Consider the following 15,905-nt stretch of genomic DNA (forward strand, 5'->3'; position numbering starts at 1 on the left):
TCGGACACAGTTTGCATGGCGTACCCTTTGCTGCATGATTGCGCGATGAACCGCAAGGATGCCCTGCAGCGCACAAGCCCCAATCGCACGAGCCTGGCAATCGCATCAACAGGATGAGGCAAGCACGCAGAGCGTCTTGAAAGACGTGTCTTACATCGCTAATACAGTCGAAAGACGATATTTGGAAACGTGAGGGCAAATAGTCCTTATTTCGAACGGGATGACCATGGCCGAACAGCCGACTGCGACCGCAACCGCCCAGGAACTTACACTCGAAGCGCCGAGCCCCGTGCCCGAGGTAAAGCCGGAAAAAGCGTCCGGACTGGTGCCGGTAGACGATGACACGAAGTCGAAGCTGGCCGCCAAGGTCGACCTGTTCGTGTCCGACCTGATCGCGCAAGACACCAATTCGCCGGAATTCGGCAAAAAGGTCGACCAGCTGACCAACATGGGCCGCAAGGAAATCGCCGCTGCGTCGGGAATGTCGAACCGCTTTCTCGACCGGCCCGTGCGCGCGATGGATGTCGACACCGGCATCGGCGCGGACCTGACCGATCTTCGCCGCACGGTCGAAGAACTGGATCCCGGCCGCAAGGGCAAGATGACCGGGCGCAAGCTGTTCGGCATCATCCCGTTCGGCAACAAACTGAAGAATTACTTCGACAGCTACACCAGCGCGCAAGGGCACATCCAGTCGATCCTCGCCCGGCTTGCCAGCGGCAAGGACGAATTGCTGATGGACAATGCGGCGATCGACGTTGAGCGGCAGAAGCTGTGGGACGCGATGGGCAAGCTGGAACAGATGATCCACATTTCCCGCACGCTGGACGAAAAGCTGGAGGATGCGGCCAACGATCTGGACGCGACCGAACCGGCCAAGGCCAAGGCGCTGCGCGAAACCGCGCTGTTCTATACCCGCCAGCGGACGCAGGACCTGCTCACGCAAATGGCGGTCAGCGTTCAGGGCTATCTCGCGCTCGATCTGGTGAAGAAGAACAATGTCGAACTGGTCAAAGGCGTCGACCGCGCCAGTACGACAACCGTGTCGGCGCTTCGCACCGCCGTCACCGTGGCGCAGGCAATGACCAATCAGCGGCTGGTGCTGGGGCAGATCACCGCTCTCAACACCACAACTGCCGGGATTATCGACAGCACGAGCACGCTGCTGCGCGACCAGACGGGCAAAATCCACGAACAGGCGGCATCGAGCACGATCCCGCTCGAAACCCTGCAACGCGCGTTCCAGAATATCTATGACACGATGGATACGATCGACACGTTCAAGCTGAAGGCGCTCGATTCCATGAAACAGACGGTCGACACCCTGTCGAACGAAGTCGAACGGTCGCGCGGGTACATCGCGCGGGCCGAAGGCGCGAACAAGGCGCAGATCGAAACGACGAACAATCCGCTGCTGAGCATCGAGGGCTGAACCGGGCGGGATGGCCGACATGACCCACGAAGCGGATCGCATCATGGCGGCGGCGCGCGACAGCCTCGCGGTCAATCGCGCCGGTGGCTATCACCGCGGCTCGATCGGCGCGGGATCGGCGCGGCTGAAGCGCGAGCATTCGGTGTCGAAACTGAAACGCATCATGGTCGCGGTCGCCGCGATCGTGGTCGCGGCGATGGGCTTTGGCCTGTTCGTAGGCGCGCTGGGGTTCGAAGGGTTGTTCGTGACCGTGCTCCTGATGGCCATCACCATCGGCGTGCTCGCCAAGTTTCCGCGCATCAAGGTGCCGACCCGCGCCAATCTTGCCACCGGATCGCTACAGCAGAACGTCGCCCGGACAGAACTATGGCTGGAAAGCCAGCGTCCCGCCCTGCCAGCGCCCGCCGTGACGCTGGTCGATCAGATCGGCGTCCAGCTCGACGGGCTGGGCGTGCAATTGCGCGGGTTGGACGAAAATACGCCCGCCGCCGTCAGCGTGCGTAACCTCGTGACACGCGACCTGCCCGAAATCGTATCCAGCTATACCCAGATCCCGAAGCACCTCCGCGCGCAGGACAGCGCTGGCTCGACGCCCGACGGGCAATTGGCCGAAAGCCTGAAGAGCATCAGCCGCGAAATCGACACCGTAACCCGGCAACTGGCCGAAGGGGCGCTTGACGAACTGGCCGTGCGGACGCGATATCTCGATTACAAATACGGCGGCGCGATGGATGAAACCGCCGCACTGCCTCCGCCCAGCGCGCCCGATCCGGCGCTTCCACCCGTTAGCCCCACGCCACTCGCCCCTCCGCCCGCCGAACCGAGCGGGCCGCTGGGTGCGATTGAAACACCGACCAAGGAACTCTGACATGCGCGTAGCCGTGCCGCACACTCTCCCCAAGGCGGAGGTGCGCCGTCGCCTCGACGAAAAACAGGGCGATATCGCAGGGTTCGTTCCCGGCGGGATGGCCGATGTCGAAACCAGCTGGGCCAGCGAAGACCGGATGACCATGACCATTCGCGCAATGGGTCAGGAACTGACCGGCAACGTCGACATCGAGGACGATGCGGTCGTCTTCAACATCGCGCTGCCGCTTGCGCTATCGTTCGTCGAACCGATGATTTCGGGCGCAATCGAGGAAAAGGGGCGCAAGCTGCTGACTTAGCGGCCCCACTTCAAAGATCGCGGTCAAGCTCCAGATAGCTGAGCGGCACTCGCAATTGCGCCGACGCCACCCGCGTTTCCATGAGAAACAGCACGAGCCCCGCCAGCAACAGCACGATGGCCATGGCAAAGGTCAGCGCGACGAACGGTTCGGTCGACGCGTGGATGAACTGGCTGGAGAAAATCAGCACGACAGTGAAGCCGATGGTAATCGCGCTTAACACCATCATCAGTTGCGCCCGCCCGATCAGCGTGGTGCGACGCGCCAGCATCCGCAGTTCCCGGACGCTGGCGTCGTGTTCCTCGCCTTGGGTACGCTGAAACGCGACCTGCATTTCGCGCGTGCGATCGACGACACGTGACAGCCGCGACGCCATCATATTGAGGATGTTGCCGATGGCCACGAGCACGAAGACCGGAGCAAGCGCGAGCTGAATGGATTGAACGATCATGTGATCTGTTTAATCCGCGAAAGTCCTTGCGCAAAGCGGCATTGGCGCAAATGCGTCAGGAAAGATCGCTCAACAAGGCCGGGTCAGCAGGCACGTCGCGCCATCCGCGATGGCAAGTCGCCCGATCGCTTCGACCAGCGCGCATTCCCCCACCGCAACGGGGCTGCCGTCAATGAAAACGCCGTCGGAGCGCGGGATCGCCAGTAAGTTTGCGTCATATTGTCTGGCCATATCCAGCGACACCGGCCCCTGCACGCGGTCGAGCACGAAGAACGGGCCGGAAACGAGCCGCATGGTACCGTCGGCCGGAACGTGGCTGGTCTGCGCCATGTCATATGGTTCGCCCCGTGCCACCGCGAGCCCGGCGTCGAGGTGAAGTTCACGCGGTCTGCCATAGTCATAGAGGCGATAGGTGATGTCGCTGTTCTGTTGTACCTCGATCAGGCTGACGCCCGCGCCGATGGCGTGCACCGTGTTGGCCGGAATATAGAAGAAATCGCCCGCCCTCACTTCATGCCAGACCAGCATGTCTTCGATCGACCCATCGAGCGCGGCGGCGCGCAGGGTTTGCACGTCGGTTGCTTCGGCGAACCCCACGCCTAGTGTAGCGCCAGGATCGGCGTCGATCACGTACCAGCATTCGGACTTGCCCTGACGGCCCAAACCCGCCGCTTCCGATTGGTCATCGTCGGGATGGACCTGAATCGACAGCTTTTCGCTGGTAAAGATATATTTGACGAGCAACTGATCCAGCTGCGCCGGAGGCTCGAACCAGATTTCGCCGATCCGCTGGCCGTCGGCGACCACGAACGGCGCCGGAAGCCTGTCCTTGCCCCACGGTTTTTCCACGCTGATCGTGGGCAGGATCGCGCTCATTGGTTCGACGCGCCGAAAAGCTTGCCGACTTTCTGCGCACCCTCTCTCGTCGTGACGAGCACTTCGTCGCCGTCGACGATGACGACAACACCCTCCAGCCCGATGACCGATACGCGCGGCCCGTCGGTATCGACCATCACATCGCGGCAATCGACAAGTTCGGCTCGCCCGCGAACGGTGTTGCCATCGTCATCGGACGGCACTGTCGCATGGAGAGCGTGCCAATTGCCGATGTCGGACCAGCCCATGGCCACTGGCACCATCGCCGCCCGTCGCGTGTTTTCCATCACCGCATAATCGACGCTCTCGCTTTCGATCGCCGCAAAGGCGGCTGCGTCGGGAAAGAACCTGCGGCCTTCCTCATGCCCTGCAGCCACGGCTTCGCGCGCGGATTTCGCAATGGCGGGCCGGTGGGCCTCCAATTCGTCCATGAAGGTCCCGGCGCGGAACGCAAAAAGCCCGCCGTTCCAGCTATAGCCGCCCTCGGACAGGAACTGTTCGGCAAGGGCGCGGTCGGGCTTTTCCACGAAGCGTTCGATGCGCCAAGCGCCTTCCCCGATCTCGTCACCCTGTTTCAGGTAACCGAACCCGGTTTCGGGCGCGTCGGGCGTGATGCCGAATGCGACTAACCAACCTTCGCGCGCAAGTTCCCCTGCACGGGCGGCCGCGACGTTGAAGGCTTCGCAATCGGCGATGTGATGGTCGCTCGGGCACACCAGCATGACGTCGTCGGCAGACAATCGGCAAGCGGCGAGCGCAATGGCGGCGGCGGTGTTGCGGGCCATCGGCTCGACGATGACCTCACCGTTCGCATCATCCATCTGTTCTTCGACATGACCCAAGTGCGCTGCGCCGGTAACGACGATGGGACTGCCGAACAGATCGCGATCACCGCAGCGATTGAGGGTCGCGATGAACAGCGGTTCTTCGCCGACAAGAGGGATGAACGGTTTGGGTCGCGTCGCGCGCGATTTGGGCCAAAGGCGCGTCCCGTTGCCGCCACACAACACGACCGGAACGATTTGCGCCATTATAATTCCTATTCCATGATCCGAAGCAGTTCGTCGACGGTGGTCGTGGCAAAGCCGACTGCACTATCTGATATGCCGTAAGGGATGAGAAGTTCCTCACCCACGATCATTGCACCGCAAGTATAGACCACATTGGGCACATAACCCGATCGGTCGTTGTCCACGGCGGTCAGAACAGGCGTTTTCGCTCGGGCAAGAACCTTGGACGGATCGTCCTTGTCCAGCAGCGCGCAGCCCAGCGAATACTTGCGCATCGCGCCGACGCCATGGGTAAACAGCAGCCATCCATGTTCTGTCAGCAACGGGCTTCCGCAATTTCCGATCTGGATGAATTCCCAAGGGTACTTGGGCGTCATCAGTAATGCGCCTTCGTCGTCCCAACATTCGAGATCGTCCGATTTCAGCAGGAACAGGTTCTTGCCGTCCTGCCGCCCGACCATGGCATATCGCCCGTCGATCTTTTGCGGAAACAGCGCCATGCCCTTGTTCCGCCCTGCCTCCCCGCGGATCGGCTGCATCACGAAGCTTTTGAAATCCCGCGTGCGCATCAGTTCGGACCGGATCGAACGACCGCTGTAGGCGGTGTAGGTGCCGATCCATTCGTAATCGCCATCGCCGTGTTCGAAGCGTACGAGGCGCAGGTCTTCCAATCCGCCGGCCTGTTGTTCGGTGACCGGAAAGATCACCGTGTTCGACAGGCTGGAATCGGAATGGCGGTAGACGGTGACCGCCTCGTCGCCCGCAACTTCGGCAATCGCGCTGTCGGCCGCGGTCGCAAAACTGGACTGCGGCCACAGGCTGAAATCGCCGCCACGTTCAAAAATGCCTTCGCGAAAGGCGATCGAGCTGATGTGCCCTTCCCCGACCGCGCGCAGCGACATGACAAACCGACACGCGCCGCCTGCCATGCCGGACTGGTCGGGATGCGGGACGACAGACGGGTTCATCAGCGCCGCTGCCGCATAAGTGTATTCGTGGCAGAAATAGCTGCCGATCAGCTTGCGCCGCGTTTCCGAATACTGCGCACCGTCGAGGCCGAGGACTTCCTCCACCTCCGCATAGCGTTCAAGGAACATGCGTTCGGTCTGCCAGTGCCGTTCAGCAAAATCGGACTGCACGCGCCGATATTCCACCGCCGCCTGATCTTCGGACAGCGAATTGATATCCTGCACCAGCTTGAAGGCGCGATTGCCGTCCGCTGTCCGGGCCTGCCATCCCAGGTGGAACGGCCTGAGCACTACGCGGGAGGGATCTGCCTTTAACCGCTCATCGGATATATGCAGCGGGCTCTCGGGATATTCGCTCGTTCTCAAAGAAATCTCCGCCCGAATCGGCACGTTTGGGATTGGCCAGCGCTATCATGCCATGATGGGCCAATTGAAACGCCAAAATCGATTCTGCCCCGCAATTGCGGTTAGCACCGCGTGCGGTGATGCCATCGCGGCAACGCCCGGTCGCGATATCGGCCAGCGCCGCACCGCGATCGTTGTCGCCAAGAAACCAGCGATAGGCGGCATGAGCGTGGCGATACCATTCATCGTCGGGCTGCGCCGCATGCGCGCTTGCCGCCGCTTCGATAGCGGCCTGAGCCTCCAACGGTTGTTGATCGAACGGCATGACCTCGTTGGGTTGGCCGAAGCTGTCCGAACCGACCGGCCGGAAGTGGCCTGCCGCCGAAGTCTGCTGCTGGTTAATCCAGCGCAGGCTCGACAAACCGGCCTCAAGCCAATCTTGACGGCCCAGAATGCGCCCAGCCTCGATCAATGCTTGTGACAGGCGCGGATTGTCATAACCAAGCACGCATTCGAACCATGCCCAGTCGGGCCGTCGCACGTCGTCCAGCAGGTTATGCAGCAACTCTCCGCCCCGTCGCAGCAAGGCTATGGCGGAACCATGGTCGGGTTCGCCCTGCAGTCGCCCCGCCGCGCCAAGCATGGCAAATGCCACTGCGCGCGGCGAATCGACCGTTCCGAAACCCGCAAGGGCGGCATCGAACAACCCGCGCGCCCACCAGCGCAAATCTTCGGTCCGCCCGTTGATCGCCGTATCGCCCAATGCCCAGATCGCCCGGCCGTTGGAATCTTCCGATCCCGCATCTTCGCACCAGACGCGATCATATCCCATGAAATTACGGAAGCATTTGCGGTCCGGGTTCCATGCGTACTGAATGAATGCCGCGAAAGTGTCCGACAGCCGCTCCACCTCACTACGATCCTGGCTCTCGGTGCGATTGATCAGCATGAGCGCGCGGGCATTGTCATCCACACAGTAGCCGTGGCTACGATCGGGAATGGTGCCGATGGCATGCTGCATCATGCCGACCGCATCGCACATCGCCGTAAAGCCGGTCAGCCCGGGCGTCGCAAACAATCGGGCCGCGTTGATGACGGGGTGGGCAACTGCCTTCTCCACCAACCCGGCGGCGGCATCGGCAAAGCGGGGCCAGATCGTTTCGCGACCCTTGGCATATGCCTTGCGCTGCATCGCGTCGAGCTTGGCCGGATGGTCAAGCAGGTCGATGACCGCCGCGGCGATGGCGTCTTCGGAACCAGGTTCGATGAGCGCGCCGACGCCGTCCGAAAGCAATTCGCTGGCGTGGAGGTAGGGGGTCGAAACGACCGCCTTGCCAAGCGCGACCGCATAGCTGAGCGTGCCGGAGGTCGACTGTTGCAAACCCGGATAGGGTGTCAGGTAAATGTCGCAGGCTTCAAGCTGGTCAAGCAAGTCGGGCGTGTCGACAAAGCGGTTCACCCAATCGATCTGCGCCGCAACACCAAGCTTTTCGGCGAGCGTCTGAAGGCTTTCGCGATAAGCCTCGCCGTCGCGGGCCACGAGATCTGGATGCGTGGCGCCGACGATGCGATAGATGACATCCGGATGCCGCGCTGCGATCGCCGGCAAAGCCTTGATCACAGTTTCGATCCCCTTGCCGGGGCCAAGCAGACCGAAGGTCATCATGACCGGGCGTTCGCCCATGCCGAGCGCCTGCTTGAACTGGTGCTGACGACCAAAAGGCCGGTCGGGAGCGCCATGGGCGATGACGGTCAACCTTTCACGACCCACGCCGTACATGGCGGCCAGCAGATCGGCGGCATGCTGGGACATCACCATAACTTGCGAAGCGCGGCCAAGCAGGCGGTTCAGGATTTCGCGCTGCTTCGCGCTAGGATCGGCAAGCACCGTGTGGAGCGTCACCACCAACGGCGCGGCAAGACGATCGACGAATTCGCACACCAATTCTCCACATTCGCCGCCGAAAATGCCGTATTCGTGTTGAAGCCAGACGGCATCCGCCCCGCTCTCGTTGATCGTGCGCGCGGCCCGGCGATAAGCGTCGACATCCTGCTGCTCGATCCGGCCCGCGATACCTTCGTACGAGACGTCGGATGTTGGATCGACGAGCGCGTGAACATCGATCGCGATTTCGGGATGATACTTGCGAAGCTGTTCGACCAGATCGCCGGTGAAGGTCGCGATGCCGCATTTGCGGGGGATGTAAGTGCCGACAACCGCAAGCTTGTGGCGGGCTTGGGCTAACCTTTCAGCGGGAAAGAGCGTGACGACGCCGGCATGGCCGATGGTATTCGCGTCGCTGCTGACTTCCGCCATGAGGATCACCTTTTACGAATTGGGAAACTGACCATTTTCAAATCCCCAAAGGCGTCGTCGGTTCCTTCGCAAGTGCAAGAAATCCGAGTCGCAACGGGCTGCCTGTCGCGAAACTAACACGGTACGGCTTTATAACATAAATGTTTATCGCAATTGCGAGATGGGCTCGCAAAAGCCGCAATGTTCGGCGTCGATGGGAATCAGGTTACTGCCACCACCACTGCTTCCAACCGACTTTTTCCGAAGTCGGATTGCCGTCGCCATCGATGGCCGGGCGATAGCGAAAGCGTTCGACCGCCAGCTTGCAAGTGATCCTGTCGACCTCGGGGTTACCGCTCGACCGCGCGACCCGGCAGTCCGTGGCGCGCCCCTCGGGCGTGACCGTGAAATGCACGATCACGTAAGCGCCGTTGCGATCCTGCGCACTGGTGCGCGGATAATCTTTCGCCCGGATTTCGCCGGAAACCTTTTCCGCATGGCGAGCAAAGGGGACACCGCCGCTACCGGTCCCCGATCCGCCGCTGCCGGTGCCGATCCCCGGTCCGCCACCCCCGGTGCCTGCGCCGTTTTCAGCGGCACCCGAACGGGTTTCGTCGCCCGTCGATGAAACAGGCGGAACAGGCGGCGATTCTTTTTTCGGAATGCGTGCCGGCGGCGCGGTGATTTCCTTGGGCTTGGCTTTTGCCGCCTCCTCGCCCGACGCTCCTTCAGGCTCGACTTCCTCGACTTTCTTCGGCGGAGGCTCTGGCTGGACGTCAAGCGGAACTGAAAATGTAGTGATCGAACGCACGACACTGGGCACCACGTCGATATCGAACGCGCGCAGCAGGCCGAAGATCGCACCGATATGGATCAGCGCCACAACGACGATAGTCGCCAGCTTGCGACCGGACATGCGCTGCCTCGCCTTGGTGACGATCCGTTTGCTGCGGGAATGTTCCACGATCGGTGCTTGCTCCATTCACGGACAATGATTGCCCCCGCTTGCGCGTTCCCTAACTGTTTTCCCGCGCGTTACCTAAGGGCCTGATTGCGACCGATCGGCCGCTTCCGGGTTCGCTATCCTATAAGGCGAAAAGCTTGCGGAGGATCTGATGGCCTATATTCTCGTCGCTGACGATGACGATGTTCTTGCCGAAATCGTGCGGCAGAGACTGACGGCCGTCGGTCACGAAGTGACTGCGGTAGAAGATGGCGAGCAGTTGCTCGAACAAGTGCGTTATCGCATGCCCGACGCGATCCTGCTGGATGCCATGATGCCGGTGAGATCTGGCATCGAGACTCTGATCGCGTTGAAGTCGGATCCGGTGCACAGCGAAATTCCCATTATCATGATGACCGCCCGCCGGAATCAGGCCGACGTCCTCGCCGCCTTGAAAGCCGGAGCTTCGGATTATGTCACCAAGCCGTTCTCGCCCGAAGATCTCGCCCTCCGGATCGAAGGATTACTGGCGCGGCGGCATTATGCGGCCGAAGGATGCGGAATGGGCAAGGTGTTCCACTGACGTGCGGAGTACGGCACGTTTCAACCATGCCGGCCGGTTGGCGGTACGAATTCACAACCTCAATAGGGAAGCAGGCCGAGTACCGGGTTCGAAAGCTGCATCAGGATGCCGCCTACCGCGATGGCGACGCCATAGGGCATGACCTTGTCGCCGCGCTTCACCTTTTGGCCCGACAGCTTGTAGATCAGCAGCCAGACGAGCGCCACGATCAGACCCGCCATCGCAATGCTGACGAAGAGGCCCAGCGCCTCGGCAATGGGGAACCACGCCGCGCTGGCGGCATAGAACTTGGCATCGCCGCCACCCCATAACTTCAGCGCAAAGATCAACATGGCCGCGACCAGCGCGCCGGCAAAATGACCAAGTCCCGACAATCCCGCCTCCCAACCGTTCAGCGCCGTAACCATGACCAGGCCGGTGACGAGGAACGCGGCATTGAGCCAGTTGGGAATGCGACGGGTGCGAATGTCATAAATCGCGCCGGTGAGCGCAAACAGAACGAAAACCGCGGCAAGCGCGAATGCGGGGGTTATCACGCTATATCAGTCCTTGGATTGTAACGAGTCAGGGACGCGCCGACGCCTTGTCGGAGCGCAGGACGAACCGGATCGGATAACCCTTACGCGCTTGTGCACTGCGCCGGACGCGCTCTGCCACGCGCTGCGACGTCTGGCGGCTCGCGACGGTAATATGCGCCGCCGCATTGCCGCGATCTGCCAGATGAACCGCGCCGGTCGGCGCCGCGCCGACGGCGACCTGTCCTTGCGACACGCGGGCGACTTGCACCGGGGCTGCACGGTCCAGCTTGACTGCTCCGCTCAATTCGCGAGGGCGCGGCTGTATCGTCACGGCGCCGCGTACGTCGGGAAGCTGAATTTCGGCTACAGCCAATTCGACCGGTGCCGCATCCGGCAAGGTCGGCATCGCCATCACGGCATACTCCTCGAACCGCGCGAGGTTGCGGGCAAATCGTTCGTCGCGCGGGTCAGCTTCGACTGCCTTGGCGAAATAGCGCGCGGCAAGATCGGGCCGACCGATCCGGTCGTAGGCGATCGCCATGCCGTTGAAAGCCTCGGCCGCGTACTTGGGATCGTAAGAACCTTGCCTGAACGCGGTAATCGCCCGGGTCGGGCGATTGGCGTTGAGGTGCAGGCGCCCTTCGAGCAGGCGCTGTTCGAAATAGGAGGACATGTCGACGTCGTTCAGATCGGCGCTGGCCGTGTTCGATCCGAACAGCGACTGACAGCCCCCCAGCGAAGTGGCAGCGAGAACGAGCCCGGCGATCGTTGCTATCTTGCGCATTGAATTCCCCCCTGTTGACCCGATTACCTGTTCATCAGCGGGAAGATATCCCGGACGACACGGATACTGGCGGGCAACATCAGCACGCCGATCATGGTCGGCAACATGCATACCACAAGCGGTATGGATATGAGAACCGGCAAGCGGTGTGCCTTTTCCTCGGCCCGCATCCGCCGCTTTTCCCGCATTTCGTCGGCATAGACGCGCAAGGTCGATGACATGCTCGTCCCCAACTTGTCCGACTGGATCAGCAGGGTCGTGAACGAACGGATCTCATCGACGCGCGCCATGTCGGCCAGTCTGCGAAACGCTTCCTCGCGGCTTGCCCCCGCGCGCAGGCGAAGCACTGCGATCGACAGCAATTGGGCGACCAACGGGTGCGATTTCACCATTTCGCGGCCCACGCGGTCCATGGCCGCTTCGATCCCAAGACCAGCTTCGACACAGACGAGCAGCAGGTCGAGGCAGTCCGGAAAGCCGTTGACGATCTCTTCCTTGCGGCGGTCGGCCTTTGCTTGAACGAACAGGTTCGGGAGATAGAGCCCCAGCACGCCCATCAGCGAACAACCGGCATAAAGCGTCAGAAAGCCCGGCGGTTCTTCGGAATAGCCGTAGGAAAACAGCACGAACCCGATTGGCAGAATCGCCATGATCGCGATGCGCGCCATCGTGTAGATGCGCGGCGCGGCCGGATGGGTGTAACCGGCGGAAATCAGCTTGTCCCGTAGCCGCTCGTTCTTGGTATCGGTAAGATCGAGGCCGGTCCGCTCGATCATGTCGGCAAGCTTTGCCCAGGCATTCTGCAGTTCGCGATGACGCAAGCTGGCCGCGGTTTGCTGATCGTCGTTCTGCCGCCCGCTGGTCGCAATCTGCTGCAGCCCCGCACGGATCTGCGATCGGCGATTGGCGATGTTGATGGCAATGAGCGCGATGCCGACGACGACAATGAAAATGCCGAACAGTGTCGCAAGTCGCGCCGCCTGGTTGGTGAGGATCAGATCAAGCATCGTCAGACCTTCAGGTTGACCAGCTTCCGGATCCAGAAGAACCCGATAGCGTAAAGACCCAGCAGACAGATGAAGCCGACGATGAACATCGTTTCCTGCGCGACGCTGAGATAGAATTCGGGATTGACCGTGAACAGGCCAAGGAACGCCACGATCGGCAAGATCGTCAGCATCCAGCCCGTCATGCGCCCTTCGGAACTGAGCGCACGGACTTTCATGAACAGGCTTGCGCGAGCACGGATGACTTCGGACAGGTTCTGAAGGATTTCGGCCAGGTTGCCGCCCGTTTCATTCTGCACGGCCAGCGAAACGACGAACATGCGAATGTCTTCAAGATCCCAGCGTTCGGCCATCGCACCAAGCGCATCGGTAAGTTCCGCGCCATAAGCGACCTCGTCGGCGACGATGCCGAATTCGCTGCCGATCGGGTCTTCCATCTCCGTCGTCAGCAATTCGATGGCCGACGCGATCGGATGGCCGGCACGCAACGCCCGTACGAATACGTCGAGCGCAACGGGGAACTGTTCCTCCACCCGCTTGCGGCGGCGTTGCGCAATCGAACTGATGACCATCAACGGCAGCAGGACTGCGCCGCAAAGTGCGATCACCGCCGACAGGACAAAAGTGCCTGCCGAAAAGGCAATCCCGGCCCCGCCAATGCCCAGCAGAAGCAGCGCCATGATCATGACGAAGGCGCCTATCATAACGAACAGCATCTGGCTTGCCGTGACCGGCAATGCCGCGCCCATGATCGTCTTTTCGAGCCGGAGCATCGGGCCGACCATGAACTTCGGCAGGTTCGCAATCTGCTTCGGCACCGATTTGCGCAGGCGCGAAAGGATCTCTTCGCGGCTGCTGCCTTCGCGGATCATTTTCAGCCGCTTGTTGATCGCACGAGTGTGCGCCGTCTTGGTGAACGAATAGTCCAGCACGACCTGCGAAATCAGGAACACGGTGCCGAATACGGCAACGAGCGTGACGATCTTGAGGAGGAAATCGATCATGTCAGTTCATGTCAAAGTCGGGACGGAACAGTTCCGCCGGAAGTTCGATGCCCGCCGAAACGGCGTCACCGTGAAATTTCGGCCTGATGCCGGTCGCTTCGAATCGGCCCATGACGTTGTTGCGGTCATCGCGACCTGAAACCCTGAACCGGTAGATTTCCTGCATCGTGATCGTGTCGCCCTCCATCCCGGTCAATTCCGACAGGCTGAGCACACGGCGGCGACCATCGGCAAGTCGCCCTACCTGGATTACGACGTTGACTGCTGACGCGATCTGCGCGCGCGCCGACCGTGCGCCGATCTCGATCCCGCTCATCCCGATCATCTGTTCAATACGCGACAGCGCGTCGCGCGGGGTATTGGCGTGGACGGTCGTCATCGACCCGTCGTGGCCGGTGTTCATCGCCTGCAACATGTCGAAGGCCTCGCCCGAACGGACTTCGCCCACAATGATGCGATCGGGCCGCATGCGCAGCGCGTTCTTGACGAGGTCGCGCTGCGTAACTTCGCCCTTGCCTTCGATGTTCGGGGGCCGCGTTTCGAGCCGCGCGACGTGTTCCTGCTGCAGCTGTAGTTCGGCGCTGTCCTCGATCGTGACGATACGTTCACGCTCGTCGATATACGACGACATGGCATTCAGCAGCGTCGTCTTGCCCGAACCCGTACCGCCGGAAATCAGCACATTGCGACGCGAGGCAACGACGGCCCGCATGACATGGGCCATCGGTTCCGGAACGGAGCCTAGGTCGATCAGGCGATCCATACCGATCCGCTTCTTGGCGAATTTACGGATGGAGAGCAGCGAACCGTCAACCGCCAGCGGGTGGACAATGGCGTTCACGCGCGAACCGTCGGCAAGTCGTGCGTCAACGAAAGGCGAGGATTCGTCGATACGGCGGCCCACCGCGCTGACGATCTTCTGGATGATGCGCATCAGGTGGCGATCGTCCTGAAATTCGGTGCGGACGCGTTCGAGCAGACCGTTCCGCTCAACGAACACGACCTTGGGTCCGTTGACGAGAATATCGGTGATCGAATCGTCCTGTAGCAACGGTTCGAGCGGGCCGAGGCCGAGCAATTCATCGAGCACGTCATCGACGAGCGCGGTCCGCTCCGTCCGGTTGAGCGCTTCGTGCCGCTGAACGAGGATTTCGGAGATAATTTCCGACAGTTCGGCGCGGATCTGCTCGCGTGGCATTTTTTCGAGGGCCGACAGGTTGATCCGGTCGAGCAGGGCCCGGTGGATCGAAACCTTCAGGTCCAGGCCGTGGCGCTTCGCCTCGTCCTGTTCGCCGTCAAGCGTTTGCAACGGGGTCGGAATTTCCGCCTCCGGTGCTTCTTTCTTGTCTTCAGTCCGCTTGACCGACCACTTCATTCTCAGTTCCCCACGACCCGGTCGCATATCTGGTCCGCCAGGCGATCGATGTCTTTCACGAAAGACGCCTTGCGGTTGGTATCCGAAAGGAGAACGCCACGATCCTGCGCAATCTGCAGGTCGCCCTTGTCACGGGCAATAGTGGCGGAAACCTCACGGCTCAGCGTGTCTGCGACCTCGTTCACGCCGATTGTCTGGAAAAGCTTTTTCTCGACCCGGTTCACCACGACCCTCACGTTTTCGCGCGAGACATTCATCATGTCGAACAGTTCTATTACCCGCTTTGTCTGGCGCAGGCCGGTGATCGACTGATCGGTGACCACCAGGATCTCGTTGCAGGCAAGCGCCGCCGAAAGTGTCCAGTTGGTCCAGTTCGATGGCAGGTCGACCAGGACGAAATCGAACGATTGGCGTGCGATTTTCAACAGGTTGAGCAGACGGTCGACGTCCACTTCCTCCAACGGAGCGATGACCGTTGGCGCAGCGATGACCGATATGCCTTGCGGCGTTGCCATCGCGGCATCGCGCACCATGTCGGGGTCCAGTCGCTCCGAAGCCTCGAGCAGGTCGAGCACGGTCCTTGCCGGATGGATACCCAGGTAGTTGGCGACTTGTCCGAACTGAAGATCGAGATCGATGACGCACACGTCCTGCGACCGCCCATGGCAATCGGCTAATGCTTCGGCGAGATGCGTGATGATCGTCGTGGCCCCAACGCCGCCCGCGGCGCGCACAAGCGAAACCATCGGCGCCAGCGCGAGGTCGTTGGCCGGCGCATGCTTGGCCGAGATTTCAAGCAGTTGCCCGACGAGCTCAGTCATGTCGAAAGGCAGGGTCGCGACATCGCTGATGCCCTGGCGGATAAGAGTGCGCGTAATGCTCAGGCTTGCGGCTTCGAGCGCGACAATCACCGGCATCGACGGCCGCGCCGCCCGGATTTGGGACACGCGCGCAAGCGATGCCGCCTGCGCGGGATCAACCTCCAACACGAGGACCGAAGCCTTGCGGATCACCTCGAAAGGTATCTCATCCCCGGGCGCGGCTTCAATCAACACCACGGCATCGCCCAGCGCCGCACGCAGGGCTGCGGCATGCTGCGGTTGGACGACGAAGTAGATGCCCGACGGCAGATTTCGGTTCATCCGGC

The 15,905-nt window shown here is 61.4% G+C and carries 16 protein-coding genes; 4 read left to right on the forward strand and 12 right to left on the reverse strand.

What is annotated here, in order from left to right; translation table 11 throughout:
- Positions 1-220: 220 nt before the first annotated feature.
- From EKN06_RS04140 to EKN06_RS04150, 3 genes are read left to right on the forward strand one after another with little or no spacing between them, the layout of a single operon-like run.
- Positions 221-1,432, forward strand: a complete 1,212-nt coding sequence (locus EKN06_RS04140; protein ID WP_240654589.1) for a toxic anion resistance protein — start codon at positions 221-223, stop codon at positions 1,430-1,432.
- Between the two features lie 19 nt (positions 1,433-1,451).
- Positions 1,452-2,300 carry a hypothetical protein gene (locus tag EKN06_RS04145; RefSeq protein ID WP_205693801.1) on the forward strand — a complete coding sequence of 283 codons (849 nt, stop codon included), beginning with the start codon at positions 1,452-1,454 and terminating at the stop codon, positions 2,298-2,300.
- Position 2,301: 1 nt separating this feature from the next.
- Positions 2,302-2,598 carry a polyhydroxyalkanoic acid system family protein gene (locus EKN06_RS04150; protein WP_127611571.1) on the forward strand — a complete coding sequence of 99 codons (297 nt, stop codon included), beginning with the start codon at positions 2,302-2,304 and terminating at the stop codon, positions 2,596-2,598.
- 10 nt (positions 2,599-2,608) lie between these two features.
- Here the strand turns inward: EKN06_RS04150 and EKN06_RS04155 are convergent, their stop codons facing one another.
- From EKN06_RS04155 to EKN06_RS04180, 6 genes are all read right to left on the reverse strand, one after another.
- The gene (locus EKN06_RS04155) at positions 2,609-3,049 is read right to left on the reverse strand and encodes a DUF2721 domain-containing protein (protein WP_127611572.1); all 441 of its coding nucleotides are present in this window, start codon (positions 3,047-3,049) and stop codon (positions 2,609-2,611) included.
- Between the two features lie 69 nt (positions 3,050-3,118).
- Positions 3,119-3,925 (reverse strand): class I mannose-6-phosphate isomerase, encoded by an 807-nt coding sequence (locus EKN06_RS04160; RefSeq protein ID WP_127611573.1) that lies wholly within the window; start codon positions 3,923-3,925, stop codon positions 3,119-3,121.
- Positions 3,922-4,956 (reverse strand): mannose-1-phosphate guanylyltransferase, encoded by a 1,035-nt coding sequence (locus tag EKN06_RS04165; RefSeq protein ID WP_127611574.1) that lies wholly within the window; start codon positions 4,954-4,956, stop codon positions 3,922-3,924. The genes EKN06_RS04160 and EKN06_RS04165 overlap by 4 nt, the downstream gene beginning before the upstream one ends.
- 8 nt (positions 4,957-4,964) lie before the next feature.
- Positions 4,965-6,269: a glycoside hydrolase family 130 protein gene (locus EKN06_RS04170; protein WP_240654590.1), complete on the reverse strand. Its 1,305-nt coding sequence runs from the start codon at positions 6,267-6,269 to the stop codon at positions 4,965-4,967.
- On the reverse strand, positions 6,223-8,565 hold the full coding sequence (locus EKN06_RS04175; RefSeq protein WP_127611575.1) for a glycosyltransferase family 4 protein: 2,343 nt from the start codon (positions 8,563-8,565) through the stop codon (positions 6,223-6,225). The genes EKN06_RS04170 and EKN06_RS04175 overlap by 47 nt, the downstream gene beginning before the upstream one ends.
- Before the next feature lie 205 nt (positions 8,566-8,770).
- Positions 8,771-9,508, reverse strand: coding sequence for a TonB family protein (locus EKN06_RS04180; protein WP_205693802.1), 738 nt, complete (start codon positions 9,506-9,508; stop codon positions 8,771-8,773).
- 151 nt (positions 9,509-9,659) lie between these two features.
- Between EKN06_RS04180 and EKN06_RS04185 the strand changes: the two genes are divergently transcribed.
- A complete protein-coding gene (locus EKN06_RS04185) occupies positions 9,660-10,070 on the forward strand; it encodes a response regulator transcription factor (protein WP_127611577.1) in 411 nt (136 codons plus the stop codon).
- 59 nt (positions 10,071-10,129) lie between these two features.
- Here EKN06_RS04185 and EKN06_RS04190 read toward each other — a convergent pair whose 3' ends face one another.
- From EKN06_RS04190 to EKN06_RS04215, 6 genes are read right to left on the reverse strand one after another with little or no spacing between them, the layout of a single operon-like run.
- Positions 10,130-10,606, reverse strand: a complete 477-nt coding sequence (locus tag EKN06_RS04190) for an A24 family peptidase (protein ID WP_127611578.1) — start codon at positions 10,604-10,606, stop codon at positions 10,130-10,132.
- Positions 10,607-10,634: 28 nt separating this feature from the next.
- Positions 10,635-11,372, reverse strand: coding sequence for a tetratricopeptide repeat protein (locus tag EKN06_RS04195; RefSeq protein ID WP_127611579.1), 738 nt, complete (start codon positions 11,370-11,372; stop codon positions 10,635-10,637).
- A gap of 23 nt (positions 11,373-11,395) precedes the next feature.
- Complete coding sequence (locus EKN06_RS04200; protein WP_127611580.1) at positions 11,396-12,379, reverse strand: type II secretion system F family protein; 984 nt, start codon at positions 12,377-12,379, stop codon at positions 11,396-11,398.
- Positions 12,380-12,381: 2 nt separating this feature from the next.
- Complete coding sequence (locus tag EKN06_RS04205; protein ID WP_127611581.1) at positions 12,382-13,383, reverse strand: type II secretion system F family protein; 1,002 nt, start codon at positions 13,381-13,383, stop codon at positions 12,382-12,384.
- Position 13,384: 1 nt separating this feature from the next.
- Positions 13,385-14,758, reverse strand: a complete 1,374-nt coding sequence (locus EKN06_RS04210; protein ID WP_127611582.1) for a TadA family conjugal transfer-associated ATPase — start codon at positions 14,756-14,758, stop codon at positions 13,385-13,387.
- Positions 14,759-14,760: 2 nt separating this feature from the next.
- On the reverse strand, positions 14,761-15,900 hold the full coding sequence (locus tag EKN06_RS04215) for a CpaE/TadZ family protein (RefSeq protein ID WP_164843924.1): 1,140 nt from the start codon (positions 15,898-15,900) through the stop codon (positions 14,761-14,763).
- Positions 15,901-15,905: the final 5 nt, after the last annotated feature.

It is taken from the genome of Croceicoccus ponticola (genome assembly GCF_004004515.1).
Taxonomy (GTDB): domain Bacteria; phylum Pseudomonadota; class Alphaproteobacteria; order Sphingomonadales; family Sphingomonadaceae; genus Croceicoccus; species Croceicoccus ponticola.

What these genes read in the sequence shown, in the direction of transcription:
- EKN06_RS04185 (WP_127611577.1), top strand. Translation starts at nt 9,660, where the DNA reads ATGGCCTATATTCTCGTCGCTGACGATGACGATGTTCTTGCCGAAATC.
- EKN06_RS04155 (WP_127611572.1), bottom strand. Translation starts at nt 3,049, where the DNA reads ATGATCGTTCAATCCATTCAGCTCGCGCTTGCTCCGGTCTTCGTGCTC.
- EKN06_RS04165 (WP_127611574.1), bottom strand. Translation starts at nt 4,956, where the DNA reads ATGGCGCAAATCGTTCCGGTCGTGTTGTGTGGCGGCAACGGGACGCGC.
- EKN06_RS04140 (WP_240654589.1), top strand. Translation starts at nt 221, where the DNA reads ATGACCATGGCCGAACAGCCGACTGCGACCGCAACCGCCCAGGAACTT.
- EKN06_RS04160 (WP_127611573.1), bottom strand. Translation starts at nt 3,925, where the DNA reads ATGAGCGCGATCCTGCCCACGATCAGCGTGGAAAAACCGTGGGGCAAG.
- EKN06_RS04175 (WP_127611575.1), bottom strand. Translation starts at nt 8,565, where the DNA reads ATGGCGGAAGTCAGCAGCGACGCGAATACCATCGGCCATGCCGGCGTC.
- EKN06_RS04145 (WP_205693801.1), top strand. Translation starts at nt 1,452, where the DNA reads ATGACCCACGAAGCGGATCGCATCATGGCGGCGGCGCGCGACAGCCTC.
- EKN06_RS04205 (WP_127611581.1), bottom strand. Translation starts at nt 13,383, where the DNA reads ATGATCGATTTCCTCCTCAAGATCGTCACGCTCGTTGCCGTATTCGGC.
- EKN06_RS04150 (WP_127611571.1), top strand. Translation starts at nt 2,302, where the DNA reads ATGCGCGTAGCCGTGCCGCACACTCTCCCCAAGGCGGAGGTGCGCCGT.
- EKN06_RS04195 (WP_127611579.1), bottom strand. Translation starts at nt 11,372, where the DNA reads ATGCGCAAGATAGCAACGATCGCCGGGCTCGTTCTCGCTGCCACTTCG.
- EKN06_RS04210 (WP_127611582.1), bottom strand. Translation starts at nt 14,758, where the DNA reads ATGAAGTGGTCGGTCAAGCGGACTGAAGACAAGAAAGAAGCACCGGAG.
- EKN06_RS04200 (WP_127611580.1), bottom strand. Translation starts at nt 12,379, where the DNA reads ATGCTTGATCTGATCCTCACCAACCAGGCGGCGCGACTTGCGACACTG.
- EKN06_RS04215 (WP_164843924.1), bottom strand. Translation starts at nt 15,900, where the DNA reads ATGAACCGAAATCTGCCGTCGGGCATCTACTTCGTCGTCCAACCGCAG.